The sequence below is a fragment of the Sporosarcina sp. FSL K6-2383 genome (genome assembly GCF_038618305.1).
Lineage (GTDB): Bacteria > Bacillota > Bacilli > Bacillales_A > Planococcaceae > Sporosarcina.
This window is the reverse complement of record NZ_CP152017.1, coordinates 930,732-954,287: the sequence shown is the minus strand read 5'-3', so window position 1 is coordinate 954,287 and position 23,556 is coordinate 930,732. Positions and strand designations below refer to the sequence as shown.

Genomic DNA, 23,556 nt, shown 5'->3' with positions numbered 1-23,556 from the left:
AAAAATCGAACTGAAAATTGCATATTAATTTTATATACCTTTCTTATCATAACAAAAAAGGACAGTGTTTACCACTGTCCACTTTGTCAATTTTCAAAAATTGCATTGACAGCATCACGAACCTCGTAAATATCAAAAGGCTTTGTGAAATATTTTAAGGCACCAATTTGCAGTGCATCGTCAGTCATTTCAAGTTCACCATAGGCGGTCATCATTATGACTGGAACTTCGGGCCAGCCCTTTTTAATTCTCTTCAATACTTCCACACCGTCAATTCCTGGCATTTTCATATCGAGGAGGACGCAATCCGGCACTTCATCCTCTACGGCTTGAAGCGCCTCCATTCCATTTGCGGCGAGCCGCGTGACAAAACCCTCCCGGCGGAACACTTCGTCTAGCAGAAGACGGATGCCTGTTTGGTCATCAACAATCAATAAGTTTTTCAACATCTACCCCTTCTTCCTGCAATCGGTTTCACTTATAGTACTTATTTGACAAATTAAAGTTTTTCCCTTCTTTTTTTTGAAATTAATTGGATTACAACATAAATTGCGTCTGAATTTCGACACTTACTTTTTCAAATGGTTGGCCTTTTGCTTTCTATACCTTCCCTTCTTATAATGAAGTAGAGGTGATCATGATGAAAATATTAACGACACAAATCGGTGGACTTCTTCAGCGTATCGCTGCCAATGGCGAAGAATCAATTGAAGAGACAGCGAGACTTCTTGCACAGGCGACAATTGGCGAGGGCCGTGTAATTATTGCAGGATTTGGCGAAATGGGTGCTGTAACTGCAACTGCATTAACGAGTGTAGAGCCATTTAAGGGAGCCATCCGCTATGTAGAAGGGATGGACATTGAATCCGCAGATCGCGTTTGGTTATTGAGTCGTTCAGCAGAGGATGAACGTGCGTTGTCCCTAGCGCAAATGCTTGCAGAGCGCTTCATCCCATTCGCCGCACTAAGTGCTGATAAGCCTGCCGAAGAGAATATGCTCGAAGATTTGTCCTACACATATGTATCGACGGGTTTAACGCGTGGATTGTTACCGGGTGAAAACGGGGAACGCATTGTTCAACCTCATGCAATTGCGGCTTTATTTGTTTATGAAGCTGTTAAACTTGCGTATGATGAGATGATTTCTGACGAGGATTAATAGATTTAAAAAGCCACGCCTGAACGGAACTTTTCCGTTTCAGGCGTGGCTTTTTATTTTATTTATTAGTAAGTGCTGCTTCGATGAAATCTCGAATCAGTGGTTGTGGACGTGTTGGGCGTGATGCGAATTCTGGGTGGAATGATACACCGATGAAGAATGGGTGGTCTTCCAATTCGATGATTTCTACAAGCTCATCATTCGGGCTGATGCCAGAAAGTGTCATACCTGCCGCTTCAAATTGCTCACGATATTCATTATTAAATTCATAGCGATTACGGTGACGTTCGTAAATCAATTCTTCGCCGTAAGCAGCGCGTGCTTTCGTTCCTTCTTTTAACTTACATGGGTAACTACCCAACCTGAAATAATCTTCTACGTTCCCATTACTTTCAACAGGACTTTCGATAATCTGATGTTTTGTATCTTTATCGAATTCAGCTGAATGCGCATTTTCTAATCCCATAACGTTACGTGCATATTCAACTGCCGCTAATTGCATACCAAGGCTAATCCCGAAAAACGGAACTTTGTTTGTCCGTGCATACGTGATGGCTTCAATTTTCCCGTCAATGCCGCGTTCGCCGAAACCAGCTGGCACAAGGATTCCGTCTACATCCCCGAGTAATTCTGCTACATTTTGCGTTGTTACTTCTTCGGAATTGATCCACTTCATTTCAATATCTGCGCCAAAGTCGTAACCTGCGTGGCGAAGTGCTTCAACTGCAGAAATATAGGCATCTTGCAGTTCAACGTATTTACCAACCAGCCCAATGCGTACTGTTTTCGATAAGGATTTCACTTTATCGACGAGTGCTTCCATTTCTGTCATGTCAGGCTCTTTCGTTTGAAGGTCTAAGAAGTCTACGACGATTTGGTCCATCTTTTGTTCATGCAAACGAAGGGGAACTTCGTATAATGTTTCTGCGTCAAGCGCTTCGATCACTTCTTCTGATTTAATATTACAGAACAACGCAATTTTGTCCTTCATTTCTTGTGGCACTGGATATTCGCTGCGCACGACAATCATATTTGGCTGGATGCCCAGGCTGCGTAGCTCTTTAACGCTATGCTGCGTTGGTTTTGTTTTCATTTCACCAGCGGCATGTAGGTATGGAATTAGTGTGTTATGGATATACATGACATCATTTTTTCCGAGATCCGTTTTCATCTGGCGAAGTGCTTCTAGGTATGGCAAAGATTCAATATCGCCGACACTGCCACCAATTTCGGTAATGACAACATCTGCGTTCGTTTCTTTTCCAGCACGTTTGATGAGGCTTTTGATTTCATTGGTTATATGGGGGATAACTTGAACTGTCGCTCCATTGTATTCACCACGACGCTCTTTTTTCAGTACTGAGGAATAGACTTTTCCCATCGTCACGTTTGAGTACTTATTCAATTTAATGTCGATAAAGCGCTCGTAATGACCTAAATCCAGATCCGTTTCCGCCCCGTCTTCAGTGACAAATACTTCACCATGCTGTAAAGGACTCATCATTCTTGGATCGAGGTTAATGTAAGGATCGAATTTTTGCATCGTTACTTGAAGTCCACGACCTTTCAATAGCCTTCCAAGTGATGCTGCATTGATCCCTTTACCGAGCGATGATACGACGCCACCTGTTACAAAAATATATTTTGTCATGTCAAACTCCTCCATCTATTTCATCATTTTTAAAAGAAAAAATTAAAAAGCGCCCCGTCTGTAGAAATGAATCTACAGGAGGAGCGCATATGCACTAGTTCATGTGTCCTTTTTTAAGGAGCCCAGTAAAATCTTATAGTGTTAGACGAGTGAAGTCAAGTACTTATTCCTCAATTTCTTCATCATCTTCGTCTTCGTCGTCCTCTTCTTCATCGAGTTCGAGATCCTCATCGTCAGGGATGATTTCAAGGTCATCGTCAGGTTCGAGTAGATCCGCTTCGATTTCGACGATTTCTTCTTCCTCTTCCTCGTCGTCCTCTTCATCTTCGTCGTCTACAAGCTCATCGAATTCTTCGTCGAATAGCTCGTCTTCGTCGTCATCCTCTTCTTCTAGATCTTCATCCTCATCATCAACGACTACTTTTTTCTTTTTCTTTTTGCGTACTTTAACAACAGGAGCTGTTTCTTCTTCAATCTGATCCACGGGGTACCATTCACGAAGACCCCAACGGTTGTCATTGATAGCAAGGAATCTGCCGTCAATATTCATGTCTGTATAGAATTGTTGTAGCTTGTCCTTCATTTTTCTTTCGCTTATACCTGTAAGCTTACGGATTTCATCCATTAGCTGCTGAAGTGTAAGCGGCTCATGCTTTTCAGTCAAAATCGCATAGGCGATATTAATCATCGATTCTTCCAACAGTTGTTCTTTTGTCATTTCACGTATATTCAATAGACGCACGTCCTTTCTCTGCAGATCAATTACGCCCCGGCGTAATTGCGTCCGGAGGCTTTATCTTCATAATGAAGATAAACATATCTACCATTATATACAATGAAGACAGGAATATGCTACAATCTTTTACTTCTGCTCAAGCTTTTCAGTTCTTTTATGATAATCCCGCATAAATAAATGGCTGCTAAAAGGAAAGGAATGGCACCTAAGCCATCATCATATAGAACATAAATAAGGATAATAATTACTGTGACAATGGCTATGTGCGTAATCCCTTTCATAGTAAACAGCCCCTTTCCTTCAGTATATAGTATAAAAAATGAAGGTAAAGTATGTCACGTTTTTCGATTTGTTTTCGAGTACAATATAATCGTAAAAATCCACGGGGATTGCCCCGTGGATTTTATATCGTCTAGACTCCGAGCATCTAGGCAGGCGCCCTGCGCTTTTGTTTATTACATATTTCTGCGATATTGACCGCCGACTTCGTAGAGGGCGTTTGTGATTTGGCCGAGACTGGCTACTTTCACGGTTTCCATCAACTCGGCGAAGATGTTGCCGCCAGAGACAGCTACTGCTGTTAGTTTGTCTAACGCTTCCGCCGTTTGGTCGGCGTGTGTAGCTTGGAATGCGCGTAGATTGGTAATTTGTGTTTCTTTTTCTTGTTGAGTGGCGCGTGCCAATTCCATGTTATCGATATCATCCGCAGACGGTGGGTTTGGATTTAAGTAGGTATTGACGCCGATAATCGGCATCTCCCCCGTATGCTTAAGCATTTCGTAATGCATTGATTCTTCTTGAATTTTACCGCGTTGGTACTGTGTTTCCATCGACCCAAGAACACCACCGCGGTCATTGAGACGGTCAAACTCCTGAAGTACGGACTCTTCGACAAGATCTGTCAGTTCCTCGATGATAAATGTTCCTTGAAGCGGGTTTTCATTTTTCGCAAGGCCAAGCTCTTTTGTAATAATCATTTGGATAGCCATTGCACGACGAACGGATTCCTCCGTCGGTGTTGTGATAGCTTCGTCATAGGCGTTGGTATGCAAGGAGTTACAGTTATCCTGCAACGCCATTAGCGCCTGCAATGTTGTCCGAATATCATTAAAGTCAATTTCTTGTGCATGTAAGCTACGTCCTGATGTTTGTACATGATACTTCAACTTTTGACTGCGTTCGTTCGCACCGTATTTTTCGCGCATAGTCACTGCCCAGATACGGCGAGCGACTCGTCCGATGACCGTATATTCTGGATCGAGGCCGTTCGAGAAGAAGAACGATAGGTTCGGCGCAAAATCGTCAATCGCCATACCTCGACTTAAATAATACTCAATATACGTAAAGCCGTTCGCCAATGTAAAGGCAAGCTGTGAAATCGGGTTCGCACCTGCTTCAGCGATATGGTAGCCCGAAATCGATACAGAATAATAATTACGTACTTTTTGGTCGATGAAATACTGCTGAATGTCGCCCATCATGCGTAGCGCGAATTCTGTCGAGAAGATGCAAGTGTTTTGACCTTGGTCTTCTTTCAAAATATCGGCTTGTACAGTTCCACGCACAACTTGCAATGTTGCCTCGCGTAGTGCAGTGAATTCTTCCATTGTTAATGTACGCCCGAGCTCTTCCTCTTTGATGCGAACCTGCTGATCAATCGCCGTGTTCATGAACATCGCTAGAATAATCGGTGCTGGACCGTTGATGGTCATCGAAACAGAGGTTGACGGTGCACAGAGGTCGAAGCCGTCATAGAGCTTTTTCATATCTTCAAGTGTACAAATACTAACGCCTGACTCTCCGACTTTCCCATAAATGTCTGGACGCTCATCCGGGTCTTCCCCGTATAACGTTACAGAGTCGAAGGCTGTCGATAAGCGCTTAGCATCATCATCTTTCGACAAGTAATGGAAGCGACGATTCGTCCGTTCTGGCGTACCCTCTCCTGCAAATTGGCGTTTCGGGTCTTCTCCTTCGCGTTTGAACGGGAAAACACCAGCCGTATACGGATAAGAACCAGGCACATTTTCTTTATAAACCCAACGTAGGATTTCGCCGTAATCTTTGAATTTCGGGAGTGATACTTTCGGGATTTTCAAACCTGAAAGACTGGTAGTCGTTAACGCTGTACGCAGTTCTTTATCGCGAATTTTTGTGATGAATTCATCACCCGCATAAGCTTCTTTCAATTGCTCCCAATTCGCTAAAATCCGTTTCGACTCAGACGTCATCTCTTCATGTACGCCGTCTACAAGCGATTGAAGAGATGCAGTGAGTACGTCATTCGGTGCTTTTTCATTCACAGCCTCAATCGCACCTTCAAGTTGGAATAGGCGGCGCGCAAGGTCAACTTGTTGTTCAGATTTCTTATGATAATCACGCACTGTACTAGCAATTTCACGCAAGTAATGGTGACGATCATTTGGAATAATAACATTCTGTTTTTGTGTTTTAATGAATTGTCCATAGGATGTTTCCCAGTCCAATCCACATTTTTCATTCAACACGTTAACAAGCGCAGCGAATAATGCGTTCGTTCCTTTGTCGTTGAATTGGCTAGCGATTGTGCCGTAAACGGGCATATCTGCTACATCTTTATCCCATAGTAAATGACTGCGCTGATACTGCTTTTGTACTTGGCGAAGCGCATCTTCGGAGCCTTTTCTTTCGAATTTATTAATGACAATAAGGTCCGCGAAGTCAATCATGTCAATTTTCTCTAGCTGAGTTGGTGCACCAAATTCGCTTGTCATGACGTACATCGAAGCATCGGATACTTCTGTAATTTCCGCATCCCCTTGCCCAATTCCACTTGTTTCGACAATGATCAAGTCGAAACCAACTGTTTTGACAATATCGAGTACGTCTTTGATGGCACCAGAAAGTTCCGTGCGAGAACCGCGTGTTGCGAGACTGCGCATGAAGACACGATTATTGAAAATTGCATTCATGCGAATACGGTCACCAAGCAATGCCCCGCCCGTTTTTTGTTTTGTTGGGTCAATCGACAGGATAGCTACTTTCTTATCAGGTAGTTCTCGTAAAAAACGTCTGATTAACTCATCCGTCAGCGAGCTTTTCCCTGCACCACCCGTACCTGTAATTCCAAGAACTGGCGTGTTTTTAGTTAGTGCGCGCGCCTGTGTGATGAACGCATTCGCCTTCGCATCATTCTGATCATACATTTCTTCCGCATACGTAATAAGATTGGCGAGTACTTCCGGTGTTTCCGTCGTTACGGTTTCGAGTTGACCCAGTTCATTGTCAACTTCCGTCAGGAAATCACATTCCTCCAGCATCCGATTGATCATGCCCTGCAGCCCCATTGTACGACCATCTTCTGGTGAGAAGATCCAGGCAATACCATGGTCATGCAGGTCTTTGATTTCCTTCGGGATAATGACTCCGCCACCTCCGCCATAAATACGAATATGCGGTGCACCTTTTTCCTGTAGCAGATCATACATATACTTAAAATATTCGACGTGACCGCCTTGGTAAGATGAAATAGCAATCCCTTGTACGTCCTCTTGAATCGCAGCATTTACTACTTCCTCGACAGAACGATTATGCCCCAAATGAATCACTTCTGCGCCACTGGATTGTAATATGCGACGCATAATATTGATGGACGCGTCATGACCGTCAAAAAGGCTAGATGCTGTGACGAAACGGATATGATGTTTTGGTTTGTAAATTTCAACTGTAGCCATATTAGAACACCCCTTTTTTATTCTCCCACAAGTCCTTTGAAGAGCTGATCCGTCTGGATACGAATATAGTCTTCAATTGTATGATTTTTCTGCAATGCCCATCTGCGGAATGCCCACATTTGTCCTTGGACAACGATATGGTGTGCCGCTATATTTATATCTGCTTGCGCGATACGTAAATCGCCTGATTTCGCACAGGCGATTAGCAGATTTTCAAACAAAGCGACCATTTCCATTTCTTTTTTCAGTACATAAGTCAAAGCATCTTTTGGCAGTGATTTCGATTCTTGATACATCACTAGAAATTCATCGGACATATCATCGATTAAATGGAAATATTGGTCAATCGCTAGCCGTAGTCCATCAATCGTCCCTTCCTGCGTCGGCAAGGTCGATAGGCGGCTATGCACTTCATTGTAAATACTATCACAAACGAGATAAAGCACATCTTCCTTCGTTCGAATGTATTCGTAAAGCGTGCCAATACTAAAGCCTGCTTCTTTGGCAATTTCACGGGTCGTTGCACGATGGAATCCTTTTTCCTTGAACAATTTCACCGCACCTTGAATCATCTGTTCACGCCGTTTTTCGATGAGACTTTCATCCTTAACGGATGATTTTACTTTACGCTTTGTTTCCATAGCTGTTCCCCCCGATCATTTCGTTAGCATACGGGAGATGACAAGACGTTGGATTTCCTGCGTTCCTTCATAAATTTGCGTAATTTTCGCATCGCGCATGAAGCGTTCAACAGGATAGTCCTTCGTATAGCCGTAACCACCAAATACTTGGACGGCATCCGTTGTTACTTTCATCGCCGTATCTCCAGCCATTAGTTTCGCCATTGCGGACTCTTTGCCATATGGTAAATTATTTGATTCCAACCAAGCTGCTTGGTATGTCAGCAGTCTAGATGCCTCTGTCGCCGTCGCCATATCTGCTAGTTTGAAGCCAATGCCTTGATTGGCAGCGATTGGTTTACCGAACTGAACACGCTCTTTCGCATAATCAACCGATGCGTCAAGTGCTCCTTGTGCGATTCCGACTGCTTGTGCAGCGATACCATTACGCCCACCGTCCAGTGTTTTCATGGCAATAATAAAACCGTCTCCTTCTTCACCGAGCCTGTTTTCTTTCGGTACGCGACAGTTTTCAAACATGATTTCAGTTGTTGGTGATGAACGAATACCGAGTTTCTTTTCTTTTTTTCCAACAGAGAAGCCTGGGAAATCTTTTTCGACGATGAATGCAGTTGTTCCTTTGTGTTTTGATTCTGGATCAGTGACTGCAAAGACGATGTAAGTGTCGGCAATGCCGCCGTTTGTGATAAAGATTTTGGAACCATTCAAGACGTAGTCATCGCCATCGAGTTTCGCTGATGTGCGCATACCGCCAGCGTCTGATCCTGAGCTCGGCTCCGTTAAGCCGTACGCACCGATTTTTGTACCTTCTGCCATTGGGCGTAAGTATTTTTGCTTTTGTTCTTCTGTGCCGTATTTAAATACAGGCCAGCCTGCTAGTGATGTGTGGGCAGAAAGTGTGACGCCTGTTGACGCGCAAACACGTGATAGTTCTTCGACTGCGATGACGTAGGCAAGATAGTCACTGCCGATGCCGCCATACTCTTCCGGCCAAGGAATACCCGTCAAGCCGAGCTCTGCCATCTTTTTAAAGATGTCCATATCGAAACGTTCTTCTTCGTCGCGTTCTGCTGCTGTTGGTGCTACTTCATTTTCAGCAAAGTCACGGACCATTTTGCGGATCATTTCATGTTCTTCGGATAGTTTGAAATTCATTTTAGTTCCCCCTGTTTTTTATTGTAGAAAAAAATCCCATTGAATTCGTTGCGGCGCTAGGGGATGACTCCCGCCATAAGCCAAGCAGCTTCGCCGCTAGTCTTATGGCTTCGTCTACCCATTTTAAGGCGCCTTCACTAGTGATTAGATAAAATCATTAGTTTAATTTATATAGTTAAGTCATTTCATCAAATGCTTGCTAATGACGATGCGTTGGATTTCGCTTGTGCCTTCGTAAATTTCGGTTACTTTGGCGTCGCGGAAGTAGCGCTCGACTGGGTAATCTTCGGTGTAGCCGTAGCCGCCGAATACTTGGACTGCTTCAATAGAGCCTTCGACTGCCGCTTTCGATGCGAATAGTTTGGCCATGGATGCTTCTTTGCCACAAGGTAGTCCTTCTGAGCGAAGCTGTGCCGCACGGTAGACAAGCAATTTGGCTGCTTCGACCGCTGTTGCCATATCTGCCAACTTAAATCCTACACCTTGCTGCGCTGCGATCGGCTTGCCGAACTGCACGCGTTCTTTCGCATAGCCTGCCGCTGCTTCTAGCGCAGCTTCTGCGATACCAAGTGCCTGTGCCGCGATACCAATCCGGCCAACGTCCAGATTCGCCATCGCAATTTTAAACCCTTCGCCTTCTGCTCCAAGACGATTGCGAGCAGGTACTGTCATATTATCGAAGGATAGTTCAACTGTACGAGAGCCGTGAAGCCCCATTTTCTGCTCATCTTTTCCAATGATTAAGCCCGGCGTATCTTTATCGACAATAAACGCTGTAATTCCGTATGTTCCTTGTGCAGGGTCTGTAGATGCAAAAACAATGTAAACATCCGCTTCGCCACCATTTGTAATAAACATTTTAGAGCCGTTTAGCACATAGTGATCGTCTTTTTTCACAGCACGCGTTTTTAGTGAACCTGCATCTGAACCAGAAGACGCCTCTGTCAGACAGAACGCACCGAGATATTCGCCGCTCGCCAATTTCGGCAAATAACGATCTTTTTGTTCATCATTGCCAAAATACATAATCGGATTCGTTCCAACCGACGTATGAACAGAAAGAATGACACCCACAACTGCACTCACCTTTGATAGCTCATGGATTGCGCTAATATACGACACAAAATCCATGCCTGAACCGCCATATTTTTCTGGAACCGTAATGCCCATCAAACCAAGCTGACCCATCTTCTTTAAGATGTCTCGCGGAAATTCGCCCGCCTCCATTTGCGGAATGAACGGCTCAATTTCTGTCTTCGCAAAGCCGCGGACCATGTCACGCATCATCTGCTGTTCTTCGGTGAATGTTAAATTCATAATCGTTTCCCCTTTAGTTGTAGACGTAAAAACCTCGACCCGATTTCTTCCCTAACCAGCCTGCTTTGACATATTTTCTAAGCAATGGACACGGTCGATATTTAGAATCCCCAAATCCTTCATGTAACGTTTCCATAATGTATAAGCATGTGTCGAGTCCAATGAAATCTGCGAGTTGCAGAGGTCCCATTGGATGATTCATACCGAGTTTCATGACGTCATCAATCGCTTCAATGGACGCAACACCTTCGTACAATGTGTAGATGGCTTCGTTAATCATCGGCATTAATATGCGATTGGCAACGAATCCTGGGAAGTCATTGACTTCGACTGGTGTTTTTGACAACTTCACCGTCATATCCTCGACTGCTTTGTAGACTTCATCAGCCGTGGCAAGACCACGGATAATTTCAACAAGCTTCATGACAGGTACTGGATTCATAAAATGCATACCGATCACTTTTTCTGGTCGGCTTGTCGCCGCTGCAATTTCCGTGATTGGAAGAGAAGATGTATTGGATGCAAGAATGGCATGTGCAGGTGCGATACCATCGAGTTTAGCAAAAATCGAGCGTTTGATATCCATATTTTCAACAGCTGCTTCGATAACGATGTCAACGTCTGAAGCATCTTGTAGATCGAGTGATTTTGTGATGCGGCTAAGAACAGCTGCTTTTTCATCCTCCGTCATACGGCCCTTTTCGACATTACGTGACAGGTTCTTTGTAATGACTGCGAGTCCTTTGATAAAGGATTCTTCCTTAATATCGTTTAGTTTTACGTCGAAGCCCGCTTGTGCGCATACTTGAGCAATGCCGCCACCCATTTGCCCCGCTCCAATGACCATTACTTTTTTGATATTCATTGTGTCGATTCCTCCGGCTTTATTCAGATTTTGGTACCTCAATCATAATCGCGTCGCCTTGGCCTCCACCCGAACAAATGGATGCAATACCAATGCCGCCTCCACGTCGTTTCAGTTCATACGCCAATGTCAATATAATGCGTGCTCCGCTTGCCCCGATTGGATGGCCAAGTGCCACTGCCCCACCGTTGACGTTCACTTTTTCTGGATCAAGATCTGCAATTTGTGCACTTGCGAGTGCGACTGCTGCGAATGCTTCGTTTATTTCAAAAAGATCAATATCTTCTAGTTTCTTACCTGTCTTTTTCAATAGCTCGTTAATGACGAGGCCTGGTGTTTGCGGGAAGTTTTGTGGTTCAATGGCTACTTCCGTATGACCAATAATGATTGCTAACGGTGTTTTACCTTCTTGTTGTGCACGCTCTTCATTCATCAAGACAAGGGCACATGCTCCGTCATTGACGCCTGGTGCGTTTCCAGCTGTAATGGTGCCATCTTTCCCGAATGCCGGACGCAGTTTTGCCAGTGATTCCAGTGATGTGTCACGACGTGGTGCTTCATCTGTATCTACTGTCAACGGATTACCCTTGCGTTGCGGAATGTCTACGGCAATGATTTCTTCCGCGAACAAGCCGTTATCTATCGCTTGTAAAGCCCGTTCATGACTGCGTAGCGACCATTCGTCCTGTGCTTCTCTTGTCAATGATAATTCTTCTGCTGTTGAATTGCCGTATGTCCCCATATGAACGCGGTCTGGTGAGAATGAACAAGAAAGCCCGTCATAGATCATGCCGTCAACGAGTTGTGTATCCCCCATCTTCAAGCCAAAACGACCTTTTGGTAAATAGTACGGTGCATTGGACATCGATTCCATACCGCCTGCCACAATGACTTCCTCATCGCCAAGGCGGATAAGCTGGTCACCTAACGTGACACTACGCATGCCAGATGCACATACTTTGTTAATGGTTTCCGTTTTCACAGACCATGGAAGTCCTGCCTTTGTTGCCGCTTGTCTAGATGGGATTTGCCCTTGCGCCGCCTGCAATACCGTTCCGATAATGACTTCATCAACGTTATCTTCTTTTACACCTGCTCGGTTTAATGCTTCTTTAATCGCAATCCCGCCAAGATCACTTGCCGTTAAAGATTGTAATGCTCCGCCTAATTTTGCGAACGGGGTTCTTGCTCCGTCTAAAATGACTGTTCTTGCCATTGTATCGCCTCCGCATTCATTTTTGTTAGCGCTTTCATTTTTGGTTTATTACAGTGGCAGCGTCTGGTGCCGGACATCGAGTGACACCCGACTGAACGCTCGCTCAATTGAATTCTAAGAAAAGAGGGAGTGCTGACACTCCCATTTCTTTAATTCTACGATATTACTAATCGTTCTGCAATGTTTTATTGTAAAACAGGTTCTTCTTCTGTCTCTTCGATTGCTTGTGCATCTTCGCCGAAAATAGAGCGTTCAAGAAGCTCCGCAATGTCGTATGTGCCCACTTTATCTTCCACTTCAACGGCTTTTGTTCCGTCGGATAGCATCGTCAAGCAATATGGGCAACCGGATGAGATAATGCCTGGGCTGACTTCGAGCGCCTGCTCCGTTCGCGCCACGTTAATGCGGTGACCTGTATCTTCCTCCATCCACATGAGGCCTCCACCTGCACCACAGCACATTCCATCTTCGCGGTTACGTTTCATTTCAACGAGCGTAACACCCGGAATGGCCTTCAAAATTTCGCGTGGCGGATCGTAAACATCGTTGTAACGACCTAGATAACATGAATCATGGAACGTAATTGTTTCATTGATTGCATGCTGCGGCTTCAATTTCCCTTGGACAACAAGTTCATAAAGTAATTCCGTATGGTGAATAACTTCTGCTTTGAAGCCAAAATCAGGATATTCATTTTTAAAGATATTATAAGCATGTGGGTCAATCGTGACGAGCTTCGTCACACCCGCTTTTTCAAATTCCTCAATATTGGCAGTTGCGAGTTCTTGGAATAAAAACTCATTACCTAGACGACGTGGTGTGTCACCAGAGTTCTTCTCTTTATTGCCCAAAATAGCGAATTTGACGCCTGCCTCGTTCATGAGATGTACGAATGCCAAGGCAATTTTTTGTGAACGATTATCGAATGCGCCCATCGAGCCGACCCAGAATAGGTACTCGAATTCTTCATCTGCTTTTTTCAATTCTTTCACCGTCGGAATATGAAGGTCAGGACGTGCTTCACGCCATTTTTCTTTCTCTTTACGGTTAAGGCCCCACGGATTTCCTTGACGCTCGATATTTGTCATCGCACGCTGTGCATCCGGGTCCATTTTTCCTTCTGTCATAACAAGATAACGGCGAAGGTCGATAATTTTGTCGACATGCTCATTCATAACTGGACATTGGTCTTCACAGTTACGACAAGTTGTGCAAGCCCAGATTTCTTCTTCTGTAATGATATCGCCAATCAAAGACGGGCTGTAAATATCATCCATTGAAGCGCCTTCAAGACCAGCTGCAAATGCAATTTGGTTAGCTTTTGTGTTGTTAAACGCGAAAGTTGGTACCCATGGCTTTTGTTTCGTCACAAGTGCGCCGTGGCTCGTTAAGTTATCTCGTAATTTTGTAATCAAATCCATCGGAGATAACATTTTACCTGTTCCAGATGCCGGACACATATTCGTACAGCGTCCACATTCTACACAGGCATATAAATCAATCATTTGTAGTTGCGTAAAATCAGTGATTTTACCCACACCGAGAGCCGGCATGTCGTCTTCATTTTCCTCATCTTCTAGCGCTTCGAAATCAATTGCTTTCAGCTTGCCCGCATTATCCAAACGATGAAAGTAAACGTTTGCAGGACCTGCAATTAAGTGCGCGTGCTTCGATTGTGGAACATAGACAAGGAACGTTAATAAAATTAACAGATGAATCCACCAGCCGAAGTAAAAAATAGCAGCAGCTGCTGTTGTTGGCATGAAGCTAAAAATCGTGGCAATTGTCGATGCAACTGGCTCTGACCAGGATGCTTCGTGACCATGCCAAATCATTCCCATACCGTTTGCTAATAGTGTTGATAGCATAAGGCCGCCGATGAAGATAAGAACAAGACCTGATTTCCATCCGCGCTTCAAACGGACCAACTTTTCAACGTAGCGGCGATGGAATGCCCAAACAACTGCTACTAATATCGTAAGTGCTACGATTTCTTGGAAAAATGTAAAGGCTGGATAGATTGGACCGAATGGTAAATGCGATCCCGGTTTCAAGCCTTTCCAAATAAGATCGATTGCTCCAAATTGGACGAGTAAAAATCCGTAGAAGAACATGACGTGGATCGCTCCACTTTTCTTATCCTTCAATAACTTTTTCTGTCCGAAGACGTAAACCCATATTTTCTGAAGACGTTCTTTGATGTTGTTATCAAACTCTTCTTTTCTTCCAAGTTTGATAAATTGAATACGTGTTTTGATTAAGTATGTGAACAAAGCTAATGCGTATGCCGTCACTGCGAGAAACAAAATCCAGTTGGCAATCAGTAATGGGCTCATTTGTCCTCTCCCCTTTCTTGGTGTATGGATGTACAGATAGTGTAGTGGAAAATAACTTTTCTGTCGATACTCTATTTATTAGTTTAAAATATGAATGAGCATTCAGTCAACCTAAAGTTTTGAACATTTCATGGTATTGGGTGAATTATTGGAGATGAACTCGGATACCTTTTTGGCAAACTGAGCTACCCCTGGAGAACTCGGCTACCGATTTCGATAACTCGACTACCGATTTGAGGAACTGGGCTACCTTTTCGACAAACTGAGCTACCCCTGGAGAACTCAGCTACCGATTTCGATAACTCGACTACCGATTTGCGGAACTGGGCTACCTTTTCGACAAACTGAGCTACCCCGTGAGAACTCGGCTACCGATTTACGGAACTCGGATACCTTTTCGGCAAACTGGACTCCCCCGTACCTATCACTAGCTACTAAATTCAAAAAACCTGCAATGACGACGCAGGTTTCAACTCATAATCTGTATTTTATTCAGCAATGCTCCAAAATGGACTTCGGCTTCAGCTATTTTCTCTATCGGTATCGCCACAAGAATGGCAGTAGCCGGACCCGCAGATTTCGTTGAATCTAGCACGGTTTCGACTTGTGCCAATCTATCATCTGTCATGTGACGGACCTCTTCCAAAACGCCGCTTGAGCCGACTGGCCAGATTTGTTGGACAATGCCGTCCTCTAATGCTTCTCGAAGTAGCCGAAGTGACGCAACTTCTTTTTTACGCTCTAGCACTTCATTGCCAACAAGGGGGGTTCCATATATAAACCATCTAGTTTCGGCATTAGACGACCACCCTTTTTTCTTGCCAATCATTGTCACTGCAACCGCGGACTGTACGAGCTCCATATTCGTTTCCGTACTACCGCTAATCGGAGGAACTACCAGCCCCGCCTCTTCGAATAAATCCGTCACACCCGCCACGTATTTGTCCCAACTCGCACTGCCGCTAAAATTGTGGATCATCACAGTTACAGGTTCTGCATGACTCGCCCATTGTTCGAGCAAAGCGACACGCGCAGCAAAATAGGCCGTAACATGGTCTGGGGCGGCAACCATATCGCCTGGCTTTTCACCGATGCCACCTGAATTATCCGTTGTGACAATAAAACCATTACCAATCTCGATAGCATTTCTCACCGTAAAGCCCCCATGCGATCTACCACAACATGCTTAAGTGCTGGCAAAACGACAGCGGCCACTACTGCATTCAGCACAGTTGCAACAACTATTGATGGTAATATCCCAATGAAAAATGCTGGTGACACTAGGAAATAAAATGGGAGTGGCGCAAGCAAGCCATTGGCGATAACAAAGAATACCCATTTCATAACGGAGAAACCCGCTTGATGCATACTTGCAAAAATCAATATAATCACAAACATTTCAAGTGCGATAATCACATGGAATGGTCCTAATGGAAATCCCGCATACATCGCAGAAGCCGTATGACCTAACATAGATGCAATCCCCGAAAAAACAGGTGGTAAAAAGGCAGCCGACACAAGAGCTGGTACCGTATCAAGCGCCAGCGAACCGACAGCCGACGGAATTTTGATTAAACCACCAACCGCACACATCGCTACGAACAATGCCGTTAATGTCATCCTTCTTAATTTCATTTTCAGGACTCCTTTTTCTTATCCGTTCTAAACACTTTGGCACTACGGACATATTCATTGTCTGGTACATTCACCCGTGCATTGGCGATACGCGCAGCAACGAAAAGATAGTCGGAGAGTCGATTTAAATAGCGCTGCACGACTGGTGACACATCTTCTTCCGCCTTCATCAGTGTCACTGTTTGACGCTCCGCACGTCTCGCAATCGTTCGTGCAATATGGAGTGTTGCTGCAGCTGGTGATCCACCCGGTAATATGAATCGCTCAAGCTCCGGTGCCTCTTCCATCAGTTTGTCAATGCGCTGTTCCAACACTTCAATCGGCTCATCTGCTAATTTATAGTGGCGCTCTTTCATCACGTTTGCAAGGTCACCGCCACCGTCAAATAATTCATTTTGAATGGCTTCCAAATCTTCCAGCATATCTGCGAAAATAGTCGCATCCAGCTCTGTCATTGCCTTTCCGACGAATGAATTCAATTCGTCCATCGTGCCATACGCTTCTACTCGCAAACTATCCTTGTCAACACGTCCGCCTATTAAACTTGTTTGCCCTTTATCTCCTGTGCGTGTATAAATTTTCATACTACCTCTCCCCTTTTCTTTAAAGTTTGTGCAAGACCATACCAAATTCTAGTCACTTCATCTGCCTCCACCATCAACCGCTGATAGAGCCGTCCACAAGTATCGCGCAACTTTCTTTGCTGTGCATCTATCGGTACAATTCCCCGTCCGATGTCGGTCAAAACGACAATTACATCACGATCAGCAACTGCTGCCAACACATAGTCAACCGCATCTGCTTCCGACAAATCTGTTTCTGCAAGCCATTTCTCAATGCCCGCAACAACCATTACCTGACGCGCTTCCGAATATTTCGGTATAACACCTTCAAACCACTCGACTTCCCGTCCCGCCAACATCGTATTCACGTAGCCTCGTTTGCCGTTATGAGCACCGCCGATAATGATATGCACCGCTGCCCCTCCTTAAACGCTTTTTCACTTGCCCATTCCATCTGATAACCTGTGCCATGCGGAATCGACCATGACCAAAATTCTTTGTCTATTGGTGAAAACCTCGTCAACATGAGCCGAATCGGACCACCATGCGTCACAATCACCATATCATTTGAAACCCGCTTCAAAGCAGATAGTACACGCTGTTCAAGCACCAACAAACTTTCACCACCACGCGGTGCATTTTGATAAGGATCGTCAATCCACCGACGATAATCCATATCCTTTTCAAGGTCGTCATACGTTTTTCCTTCAAAATCCCCAAAATGACATTCACGCCAATTCGAATTTGCTTCATATATCGCTTCTGGGAAATAAAGGGCGGCTGTCTGCCTTGCACGTAGCAAATCGCTACCTACAACAACCTTTGCTGATATCTGACACCTAACGTCCGTCGCTATAATCGGTTCATCTGTCCAGCCAATATACTTACGCTGTTCATTACCAGCGGTCGGCATATGGCGAATTATATGAAGCACAAAACGGTCATCCATAACAACGCCTCCGTTCCTTCGATGAAAGCACCGCATAAGTCACCGCTGACGCCGCCAAAATGTTTGAGTGACCAGCTACGAAATATGACAAGGGCAACTACCAGTACAGTAAACAAACCAACTGGTAGGAGCAAACTATTCATCCATAAACCAACAGCTACCAACACCGCCGTACTAGCAACCAATGAACAACCAATCACCACATTGCCGGCCATCTTATCCTTAAAGAAATGAGCTATTCCTTTATCTTTCGCAAGAGGAACCGTTGTGAAATAAACGTTCAAAGCAGCTCTTGCTAAAAAAGGGATGACGATGAACACAGCTATATTCCCCACCCCCCGCGTTAGGATTTCATGGAACAAGGCAATTTTGACAATAATAAGCAACACCAGCACCATCGTCCCAAACGCACCAAGACGCGGATCATCCAGAATTTCTAATCGCTTCGCACGATCTTTATAGGAAAAAAATGCATCGCCCGTATCCGCCCAGCCATCCAAATGCAAGCCGCCAGTCAAAAGTATTCCAGCCAATAGCACGAGTACCGCAGCAAGAAGTGGACCTACATGTACGACGTCTAATAGGAGGACTGATACTACATACATCACTAATCCAATTACCGCTCCGACAAATGGCAGCGCCACATACATCGACGTCACTTCCTTGCGTCCAAGCGGTAGCTCTTTCGTCACTGGGATTGCTGTAAAAAACTGTAGTGCTAACAATATACCAGTCATCTTATTCCCTCGGTTCCGACAGAATGTTAGTCAATAGCGACCAATTGAGGTTTTCCTTCACATGAGCCGCCCACTCATCATAGATATCTACGCCGCGCGGTGCAGACATGACCGGACGATCCGCGTCTTCCTCTTCAATGCCGTGATCGACTTTATAAGGAATCACTCCTGCAACAGGAATTCCTGTATATGTTTCAATAAATTCAATGCCTTCTTGAAATAATGACACGTCCCCGTGAAATTTATTGATTATAATCGCTCTCACACGCGCACGATGCGCTGGAGAAAGTAGTTGAAGCGTACCGACAATCGATGCAATGGCGCCACCACGGTCAATATCCGCCACCAACACAGCAGGCACATCCGCAATTTCTGCCACACGCATATTGACGATTTCACGGTCATTGAGATTCACCTCTGCTGGGCTTCCTGCACCTTCAATAATGACTGTGTCATAGCTTTCCGCCAGCTTATTAAGTGATGTCTGTATGACTTCAATCGCACGATTAAAAAACTGTTCCCGATACGTCATTCCTGCTATCGGACCAAATTTTTCTCCAAAAAACAATACCTCGGATTTCATACCAGCTACCGGTTTCAACAAAATCGGATTCATCTCAATCCTTGGCACCGTTCTAGCAGCCAGCGCTTGAATAAATTGCGCACGGCTCATTTCCTCGCCATTATCTGTTGTCGCAGAAAACCTAGACATATTTTGTGATTTAAAGGGCGTCACACGTACGCCTTCATCGGATAAAATGCGGCATAACGCCGTACAAATCATTGTTTTCCCAGAATCAGATGCAGTGCCTAAGACCATTAGCCCATTCATGAGATCACTCCCTTTTCCAATAGGTCGCTACGCGATAATCCATCTCGATAGCCGTACCTGCTGTTGCTACGAGTTGTTGATGAATCTGTCCAATCCAGTACCTATAGCGATTTGTTTCTTCGTAGGTAGAAGCTAGCTCGTCCAACACTTCATTAGAGACAATGACGAGATGCGACACTTGAGTCAGTAGCGTATCAATCGTTTCATGAAGTTGCTGTGCTTTTTGTTCCATGCAACCGTCTTGATGAATGCAAGGCTTTCCTGTTTCCCAGCCATCGTATAATTCATTGGCCAGCCAAGTTGTCAGGCAATCCCATAAGACATAGTCACCTTGTTGAATGGCGGGCAATGCCTCCTCTAGCTTCGTTGGTTGCTCCAATGTCGTCCAGTTTTGAGGAGCACGGTCATGTCGATGTCGATCAATGCGCGACTGCATTTCCGGGTCCGTCGCTCGGCCCGAGGCGATATAGATTAAGCGTCCACCAGTTTGCCGTACTTCATCAACAAGTAATCGTTCTGCAAAAGCGCTTTTCCCGCTGCGAACACCACCACTTATAAACGTTAGTTTACCGCGAACCATCGCTTCAGCTCCTCTTGTAATGCAGCCATATCCGTCCCGTTTTTCATGCCTATTCTGAACCAACGACCATCCATGCCACGAAAATTTTCGGAGTGCCGCAGCACAATGCCCCGTTCTAATAAATCTAGGTAAAGCTTGTTAGCATCTTGGTTTATTTTAAAAGTTAGAAAGTTCGTCACGGAATCCGTCACCGTACAACCATAGCCTTTAAGAAATGACGTGAATTGTTCGCGTTGCTGATTACTATGCTGAATTGCTTGCTGTCTGAACGATTCTTCTGGCAAGCAAGCCGCCCCAATCCGGGCAGCCATACCATTAACATTCCAATGGGGTGCTAATCTCTTTATACCCTCAATGATAGATGGATGCGCCACGACATAGCCGAGTCGGATGCCCGGAATGGCGTACATTTTCGTCATCGAGCGGACGACGATGACGTGGGAATGGTTTTTTATGGACGCAATGAACGACAGCTTTTCATCGACAAAATCAATGAAGGCTTCGTCCAACACGACGTCACAGCCAACTTCAGCGCCGTGACGAATGATTGCACCCAAATCCTCTTGTGCAGGCATGACGCCTGTTGGATTATTCGGTGTGCATAAATAGAGTACGGGAGCTGTTGCCATCGCTTGTTTCACTTCGTCGACAGGTAGCTTGAAGCCGTCTAGTTCCGAAGCGATTACTCGGATGACTTCAACATTTTTTGCGCGTAATGTCGCTTCGTATTCAGAAAACGTTGGATGGACAACAATCGCCCGTTTGTCTCGATAACGCTCCGCGATAAGCGCCAGCAATTCTGCAGCCCCGTTGCCGACAAAAAGCTGTGACTTGTCAATGTCATGAAAATCAGCGACTGCGGTCAAAAACGGTTCTCCCACCGGATCTGGATAGGTCCCCATTTCCGCCAATAAATTCGGCCACATCACACGAACAGTTTGTGGTGGACCAGCTGGATTGACATTTTCACTAAAATCCAACACGCGAGCTGGCACATCAACGCCTAGCTTCGCGTATACATGGTGCGGGTTTGCGCCGTGTTCAGGCAATCGCATAGAAAAACACCCCTATCACCATCATCGTTAACCAAAAAACGAAGGAGACCATATGCATTTGTTTAATGGTCGATTTAATATGTGCTGCTGTTGGTGGCATCGTACCTGGACCGATTTCTGGTCGTTCAGATACTTTGCCTCGATATGTACTTTGACCACCTAGTGTAACGCCTAGCTGCCAAGCTGTTGCCGCTTCTAAAAAACCGCTATTCGGGCTAGGATGTCGTCTAGCATCTCGGTTCCACCCCACAAACCGCTTCATCATGCCTAACTTGCCTTCATTCGGCGAATAAAAAATAATAAGAAAGCCTGTCACTCGTGCTGGGATAAAGTTCAGGACATCATCTGCACGTGCAGAAAACTTGCCAAATTTCTCATAGCGTTCATCTTTATAACCAATCATCGAATCAAGTGTATTGACCGTTTTGTACAACCATAACCCCGGTGCACCGAGTAAAAATGCCCAAAATAACGGTGATGTAATGCCGTCTGCTGTATTTTCGGATACTGTTTCAATGGCTCCACGCGCAATTTCACTTTCCTTCAAGTTATCCGTATCTCGACCGACAATCCACGATAACTTTGTACGCGCTTCTGGTAAATCCTTTGCAACAAGTGGCTTATAAACACTTAATGCTGCATCGCGTAAACTTTTTTGTGCCAGCCCAACGGCGATGAGAACGCTTTCTACTAAGATACCTGCAAAAAGGTGGATTTGATAGGCGAATGCGACGATAACGAATACAGCGATGAAGACGATACCAACTGTGCCAAAGAGCGTTAGCGCCCCTTTTTCTGTGCGAAACCGCCCTTTATTCAACAAAGAAGTCAGTTTTGAAATGAAGTTCCCTATCCAGCGAATAGGATGTGGCCAGGTTGGTGGATCACCGATTATTCGGTCCAGCAAAAAACCAATCGCAATCGCTATAAAATGAGCTGGAATCACGTTGTCCACCCTTTCGCTTGTTTATAGGCACGGATTGCTCGAACTGTACACGTATAGACCCCATGACCAATCAATTTGCCAAGCGGTGTAATCGGTCCTGCATAGGACAGAAATTCGCCTTGCTGCGTTGCAGCTACAAGCAAGCTGTCCGTAGACGTACCCGTTGCAATGGTACCCGTTTGTGGGTCTTGGATTGCTTCCATTTGTAGCGCTTTGGCTTTTGCTTCTGTCGCAGTAATCATCGCTTGAATAAATGCCTCGTCAGATAATGTACCGTTGACAATAATCCATGTATTAATCGTACCGATGCGTTGCTCACGATCGCGGGTGAGTGCCTCCGACACGTCAACTGCATTACCAACTCCAGCCGTTACCGCGATTAAAATCGTACCGAAATCTCCTTTATACTGCTCCATTTCCACATGTTCTGTCATGACCGCCGTCATCATACCGACCGTGTCTGTTCCATGAAAACCTTGCTGTTCCAAATAGGCCGCCATTTCAACTTTGACATCATCACTATCGTAATTAGCGTCCACGTGGCGGTTAACAAATGCACGATACCAGCCAGTTCCTGCATTATGCACAGCAGACGACATCGTTTTCAATGGACCTGCTGTCCGTAAGGCGACATAGTCCGATGACACCGTAAAATCATCGAGTGTGACAGTAAATGGAATTACCTCATCTTTCGTATCGGGAAGAAGAGTAATTTGCGGCTTCGGTAGCTCTGGATGCGCTTGCGTCTTCACTCGTGCTTGATAGACTTGCTCAATTGCATATTCCTTCACTACGTCCTGCGGTGTTCCAATGGCGGCAATTTGCCCTTTATCCATCAACAACAAGCGGTCGCAATACAGCGACGCTAAATTAATGTCGTGGAATACTGACACGACGGTGAGCCCTTTTTCAACAGCTTGTCTGCGAATGATATCCAATAATTGTTGCTGATGAGCAATGTCGAGATGATTCGTCGGTTCATCTAACAATAAAACCGGTGCTTCCTGGGCAAGCGCTTGAGCTACGAAAACACGTTGCTGTTCCCCGCCTGATAATAATTCGATAGACGTATGCATGTAGCGCGTAATGGTCATATGCTGCATCGCTTCATCGACAGCCCGCTCATCGTCCGTGGACCAAGACGAAAAAAGTCCAGACTGGTGTGGATACCTGCCGAGCGAGACAGTTTCATGGACGGAATGCGAAAAGGCATGGGCATGGAGCTGTGGTAAAACAGCTACCTTTCTAGCAAATTCCTTTTGTGAATAATCGGACGCCTGTTGACCGTCAATGACAACAGAACCCTCCTGCTTCGGAAGAATACCCGAAATCAGCTTTAACAGCGTTGATTTCCCACTACCATTCGGTCCTAAAATACCTAAGACCTCACCTTTCTTAACCGAAAATGTGACAGACTTTACGATAGGGTCCTTGCCGTAGCCACCTGTTAAGTTATCCACTTGCAGCATG

Annotated in this window: 23 protein-coding genes; 1 reads left to right on the top strand and 22 read right to left on the bottom strand. The window is 45.1% G+C overall.

Annotated elements, in window-relative coordinates:
• Positions 1-86: 86 nt before the first annotated feature.
• A complete protein-coding gene (locus MKZ10_RS04975; RefSeq protein ID WP_342510019.1) occupies positions 87-446 on the bottom strand; it encodes a response regulator in 360 nt (119 codons plus the stop codon).
• Positions 447-637: 191 nt separating this feature from the next.
• On the opposite strand from MKZ10_RS04975, the gene MKZ10_RS04970 reads away from it, so the two are divergent.
• Positions 638-1,159, top strand: coding sequence for a DUF2529 family protein (locus MKZ10_RS04970; RefSeq protein WP_342508434.1), 522 nt, complete (start codon positions 638-640; stop codon positions 1,157-1,159).
• Positions 1,160-1,217: 58 nt separating this feature from the next.
• Here MKZ10_RS04970 and MKZ10_RS04965 read toward each other — a convergent pair whose 3' ends face one another.
• The 21 genes from MKZ10_RS04965 to MKZ10_RS04865 all read right to left on the bottom strand — a co-directional run bounded on the left by MKZ10_RS04965 (position 1,218) and on the right by MKZ10_RS04865 (position 23,555).
• Positions 1,218-2,810 (bottom strand): CTP synthase, encoded by a 1,593-nt coding sequence (locus MKZ10_RS04965; protein ID WP_342508432.1) that lies wholly within the window; start codon positions 2,808-2,810, stop codon positions 1,218-1,220.
• Positions 2,811-2,973: 163 nt separating this feature from the next.
• Positions 2,974-3,543: a DNA-directed RNA polymerase subunit delta gene (rpoE, locus tag MKZ10_RS04960; RefSeq protein WP_342508430.1), complete on the bottom strand. Its 570-nt coding sequence runs from the start codon at positions 3,541-3,543 to the stop codon at positions 2,974-2,976.
• A gap of 119 nt (positions 3,544-3,662) precedes the next feature.
• Complete coding sequence (locus MKZ10_RS04955) at positions 3,663-3,827, bottom strand: hypothetical protein (protein WP_342508427.1); 165 nt, start codon at positions 3,825-3,827, stop codon at positions 3,663-3,665.
• A 174-nt stretch (positions 3,828-4,001) separates the two neighbouring features.
• Entirely contained in the window at positions 4,002-7,259 is a 3,258-nt protein-coding gene (icmF, locus tag MKZ10_RS04950) for a fused isobutyryl-CoA mutase/GTPase IcmF (RefSeq protein ID WP_342508425.1), read from the bottom strand.
• Between the two features lie 17 nt (positions 7,260-7,276).
• Entirely contained in the window at positions 7,277-7,900 is a 624-nt protein-coding gene (locus tag MKZ10_RS04945) for a TetR/AcrR family transcriptional regulator (protein WP_342508423.1), read from the bottom strand.
• A gap of 15 nt (positions 7,901-7,915) precedes the next feature.
• On the bottom strand, positions 7,916-9,055 hold the full coding sequence (locus tag MKZ10_RS04940) for an acyl-CoA dehydrogenase (protein WP_342508421.1): 1,140 nt from the start codon (positions 9,053-9,055) through the stop codon (positions 7,916-7,918).
• Positions 9,056-9,235: 180 nt separating this feature from the next.
• Positions 9,236-10,372 (bottom strand): acyl-CoA dehydrogenase, encoded by a 1,137-nt coding sequence (locus tag MKZ10_RS04935; protein ID WP_342508419.1) that lies wholly within the window; start codon positions 10,370-10,372, stop codon positions 9,236-9,238.
• Between the two features lie 13 nt (positions 10,373-10,385).
• Positions 10,386-11,237 carry a 3-hydroxybutyryl-CoA dehydrogenase gene (locus MKZ10_RS04930; RefSeq protein WP_342508417.1) on the bottom strand — a complete coding sequence of 284 codons (852 nt, stop codon included), beginning with the start codon at positions 11,235-11,237 and terminating at the stop codon, positions 10,386-10,388.
• A gap of 19 nt (positions 11,238-11,256) precedes the next feature.
• The gene (locus tag MKZ10_RS04925) at positions 11,257-12,453 is read right to left on the bottom strand and encodes an acetyl-CoA C-acetyltransferase (protein ID WP_342508415.1); all 1,197 of its coding nucleotides are present in this window, start codon (positions 12,451-12,453) and stop codon (positions 11,257-11,259) included.
• Between the two features lie 185 nt (positions 12,454-12,638).
• Positions 12,639-14,789 (bottom strand): (Fe-S)-binding protein, encoded by a 2,151-nt coding sequence (locus MKZ10_RS04920; RefSeq protein WP_342508413.1) that lies wholly within the window; start codon positions 14,787-14,789, stop codon positions 12,639-12,641.
• A gap of 469 nt (positions 14,790-15,258) precedes the next feature.
• Positions 15,259-15,942, bottom strand: a complete 684-nt coding sequence (locus MKZ10_RS04915) for a hypothetical protein (protein ID WP_342508411.1) — start codon at positions 15,940-15,942, stop codon at positions 15,259-15,261.
• On the bottom strand, positions 15,939-16,424 hold the full coding sequence (locus MKZ10_RS04910) for an ECF transporter S component (protein ID WP_342508409.1): 486 nt from the start codon (positions 16,422-16,424) through the stop codon (positions 15,939-15,941). Before MKZ10_RS04910 ends, MKZ10_RS04915 begins: the two co-directional genes overlap by 4 nt.
• Positions 16,425-16,426: 2 nt before the next feature.
• A complete protein-coding gene (locus MKZ10_RS04905) occupies positions 16,427-17,008 on the bottom strand; it encodes a cob(I)yrinic acid a,c-diamide adenosyltransferase (RefSeq protein ID WP_342508407.1) in 582 nt (193 codons plus the stop codon).
• Complete coding sequence (locus MKZ10_RS04900) at positions 17,005-17,400, bottom strand: bifunctional adenosylcobinamide kinase/adenosylcobinamide-phosphate guanylyltransferase (protein ID WP_342508405.1); 396 nt, start codon at positions 17,398-17,400, stop codon at positions 17,005-17,007. The genes MKZ10_RS04905 and MKZ10_RS04900 overlap by 4 nt, the downstream gene beginning before the upstream one ends.
• Entirely contained in the window at positions 17,352-17,936 is a 585-nt protein-coding gene (locus MKZ10_RS04895; RefSeq protein ID WP_342508402.1) for a histidine phosphatase family protein, read from the bottom strand. Before MKZ10_RS04895 ends, MKZ10_RS04900 begins: the two co-directional genes overlap by 49 nt.
• A complete protein-coding gene (gene cobS, locus MKZ10_RS04890; protein ID WP_342508400.1) occupies positions 17,909-18,673 on the bottom strand; it encodes an adenosylcobinamide-GDP ribazoletransferase in 765 nt (254 codons plus the stop codon). The genes MKZ10_RS04895 and cobS overlap by 28 nt, the downstream gene beginning before the upstream one ends.
• A 1-nt stretch (position 18,674) precedes the next feature.
• Positions 18,675-19,505: a cobyric acid synthase gene (locus tag MKZ10_RS04885; RefSeq protein WP_342508398.1), complete on the bottom strand. Its 831-nt coding sequence runs from the start codon at positions 19,503-19,505 to the stop codon at positions 18,675-18,677.
• Between the two features lie 4 nt (positions 19,506-19,509).
• Positions 19,510-20,085: a bifunctional adenosylcobinamide kinase/adenosylcobinamide-phosphate guanylyltransferase gene (locus MKZ10_RS04880; protein ID WP_342508397.1), complete on the bottom strand. Its 576-nt coding sequence runs from the start codon at positions 20,083-20,085 to the stop codon at positions 19,510-19,512.
• Positions 20,067-21,140, bottom strand: a complete 1,074-nt coding sequence (locus tag MKZ10_RS04875) for an aminotransferase class I/II-fold pyridoxal phosphate-dependent enzyme (protein WP_342508395.1) — start codon at positions 21,138-21,140, stop codon at positions 20,067-20,069. The genes MKZ10_RS04880 and MKZ10_RS04875 overlap by 19 nt, the downstream gene beginning before the upstream one ends.
• Complete coding sequence (cbiB, locus tag MKZ10_RS04870; protein WP_342510017.1) at positions 21,127-22,083, bottom strand: adenosylcobinamide-phosphate synthase CbiB; 957 nt, start codon at positions 22,081-22,083, stop codon at positions 21,127-21,129. The genes MKZ10_RS04875 and cbiB overlap by 14 nt, the downstream gene beginning before the upstream one ends.
• Positions 22,083-23,555: an adenosylcobinamide amidohydrolase gene (locus tag MKZ10_RS04865; RefSeq protein WP_342508393.1), complete on the bottom strand. Its 1,473-nt coding sequence runs from the start codon at positions 23,553-23,555 to the stop codon at positions 22,083-22,085. The genes cbiB and MKZ10_RS04865 overlap by 1 nt, the downstream gene beginning before the upstream one ends.
• Between the last annotated feature and the right edge of the window lies 1 nt (position 23,556).

Bases quoted from the DNA above. Each gene is read 5' to 3' on its own strand.
- MKZ10_RS04970 (WP_342508434.1), top strand. From the start codon at position 638: ATGATGAAAATATTAACGACACAAATCGGTGGACTTCTTCAGCGTATC.
- MKZ10_RS04965 (WP_342508432.1), bottom strand. From the start codon at position 2,810: ATGACAAAATATATTTTTGTAACAGGTGGCGTCGTATCATCGCTCGGT.
- MKZ10_RS04955 (WP_342508427.1), bottom strand. From the start codon at position 3,827: ATGAAAGGGATTACGCACATAGCCATTGTCACAGTAATTATTATCCTT.
- icmF (WP_342508425.1), bottom strand. From the start codon at position 7,259: ATGGCTACAGTTGAAATTTACAAACCAAAACATCATATCCGTTTCGTC.
- MKZ10_RS04945 (WP_342508423.1), bottom strand. From the start codon at position 7,900: ATGGAAACAAAGCGTAAAGTAAAATCATCCGTTAAGGATGAAAGTCTC.
- MKZ10_RS04940 (WP_342508421.1), bottom strand. From the start codon at position 9,055: ATGAATTTCAAACTATCCGAAGAACATGAAATGATCCGCAAAATGGTC.
- MKZ10_RS04935 (WP_342508419.1), bottom strand. From the start codon at position 10,372: ATGAATTTAACATTCACCGAAGAACAGCAGATGATGCGTGACATGGTC.
- MKZ10_RS04930 (WP_342508417.1), bottom strand. From the start codon at position 11,237: ATGAATATCAAAAAAGTAATGGTCATTGGAGCGGGGCAAATGGGTGGC.
- MKZ10_RS04925 (WP_342508415.1), bottom strand. From the start codon at position 12,453: ATGGCAAGAACAGTCATTTTAGACGGAGCAAGAACCCCGTTCGCAAAA.
- MKZ10_RS04920 (WP_342508413.1), bottom strand. From the start codon at position 14,789: ATGAGCCCATTACTGATTGCCAACTGGATTTTGTTTCTCGCAGTGACG.
- MKZ10_RS04910 (WP_342508409.1), bottom strand. From the start codon at position 16,424: ATGAAATTAAGAAGGATGACATTAACGGCATTGTTCGTAGCGATGTGT.
- MKZ10_RS04905 (WP_342508407.1), bottom strand. From the start codon at position 17,008: ATGAAAATTTATACACGCACAGGAGATAAAGGGCAAACAAGTTTAATA.
- MKZ10_RS04895 (WP_342508402.1), bottom strand. From the start codon at position 17,936: ATGGATGACCGTTTTGTGCTTCATATAATTCGCCATATGCCGACCGCT.
- cobS (WP_342508400.1), bottom strand. From the start codon at position 18,673: ATGACTGGTATATTGTTAGCACTACAGTTTTTTACAGCAATCCCAGTG.
- MKZ10_RS04885 (WP_342508398.1), bottom strand. From the start codon at position 19,505: ATGAATGGGCTAATGGTCTTAGGCACTGCATCTGATTCTGGGAAAACA.
- MKZ10_RS04880 (WP_342508397.1), bottom strand. From the start codon at position 20,085: ATGGTTCGCGGTAAACTAACGTTTATAAGTGGTGGTGTTCGCAGCGGG.
- MKZ10_RS04875 (WP_342508395.1), bottom strand. From the start codon at position 21,140: ATGCGATTGCCTGAACACGGCGCAAACCCGCACCATGTATACGCGAAG.
- MKZ10_RS04865 (WP_342508393.1), bottom strand. From the start codon at position 23,555: ATGCTGCAAGTGGATAACTTAACAGGTGGCTACGGCAAGGACCCTATC.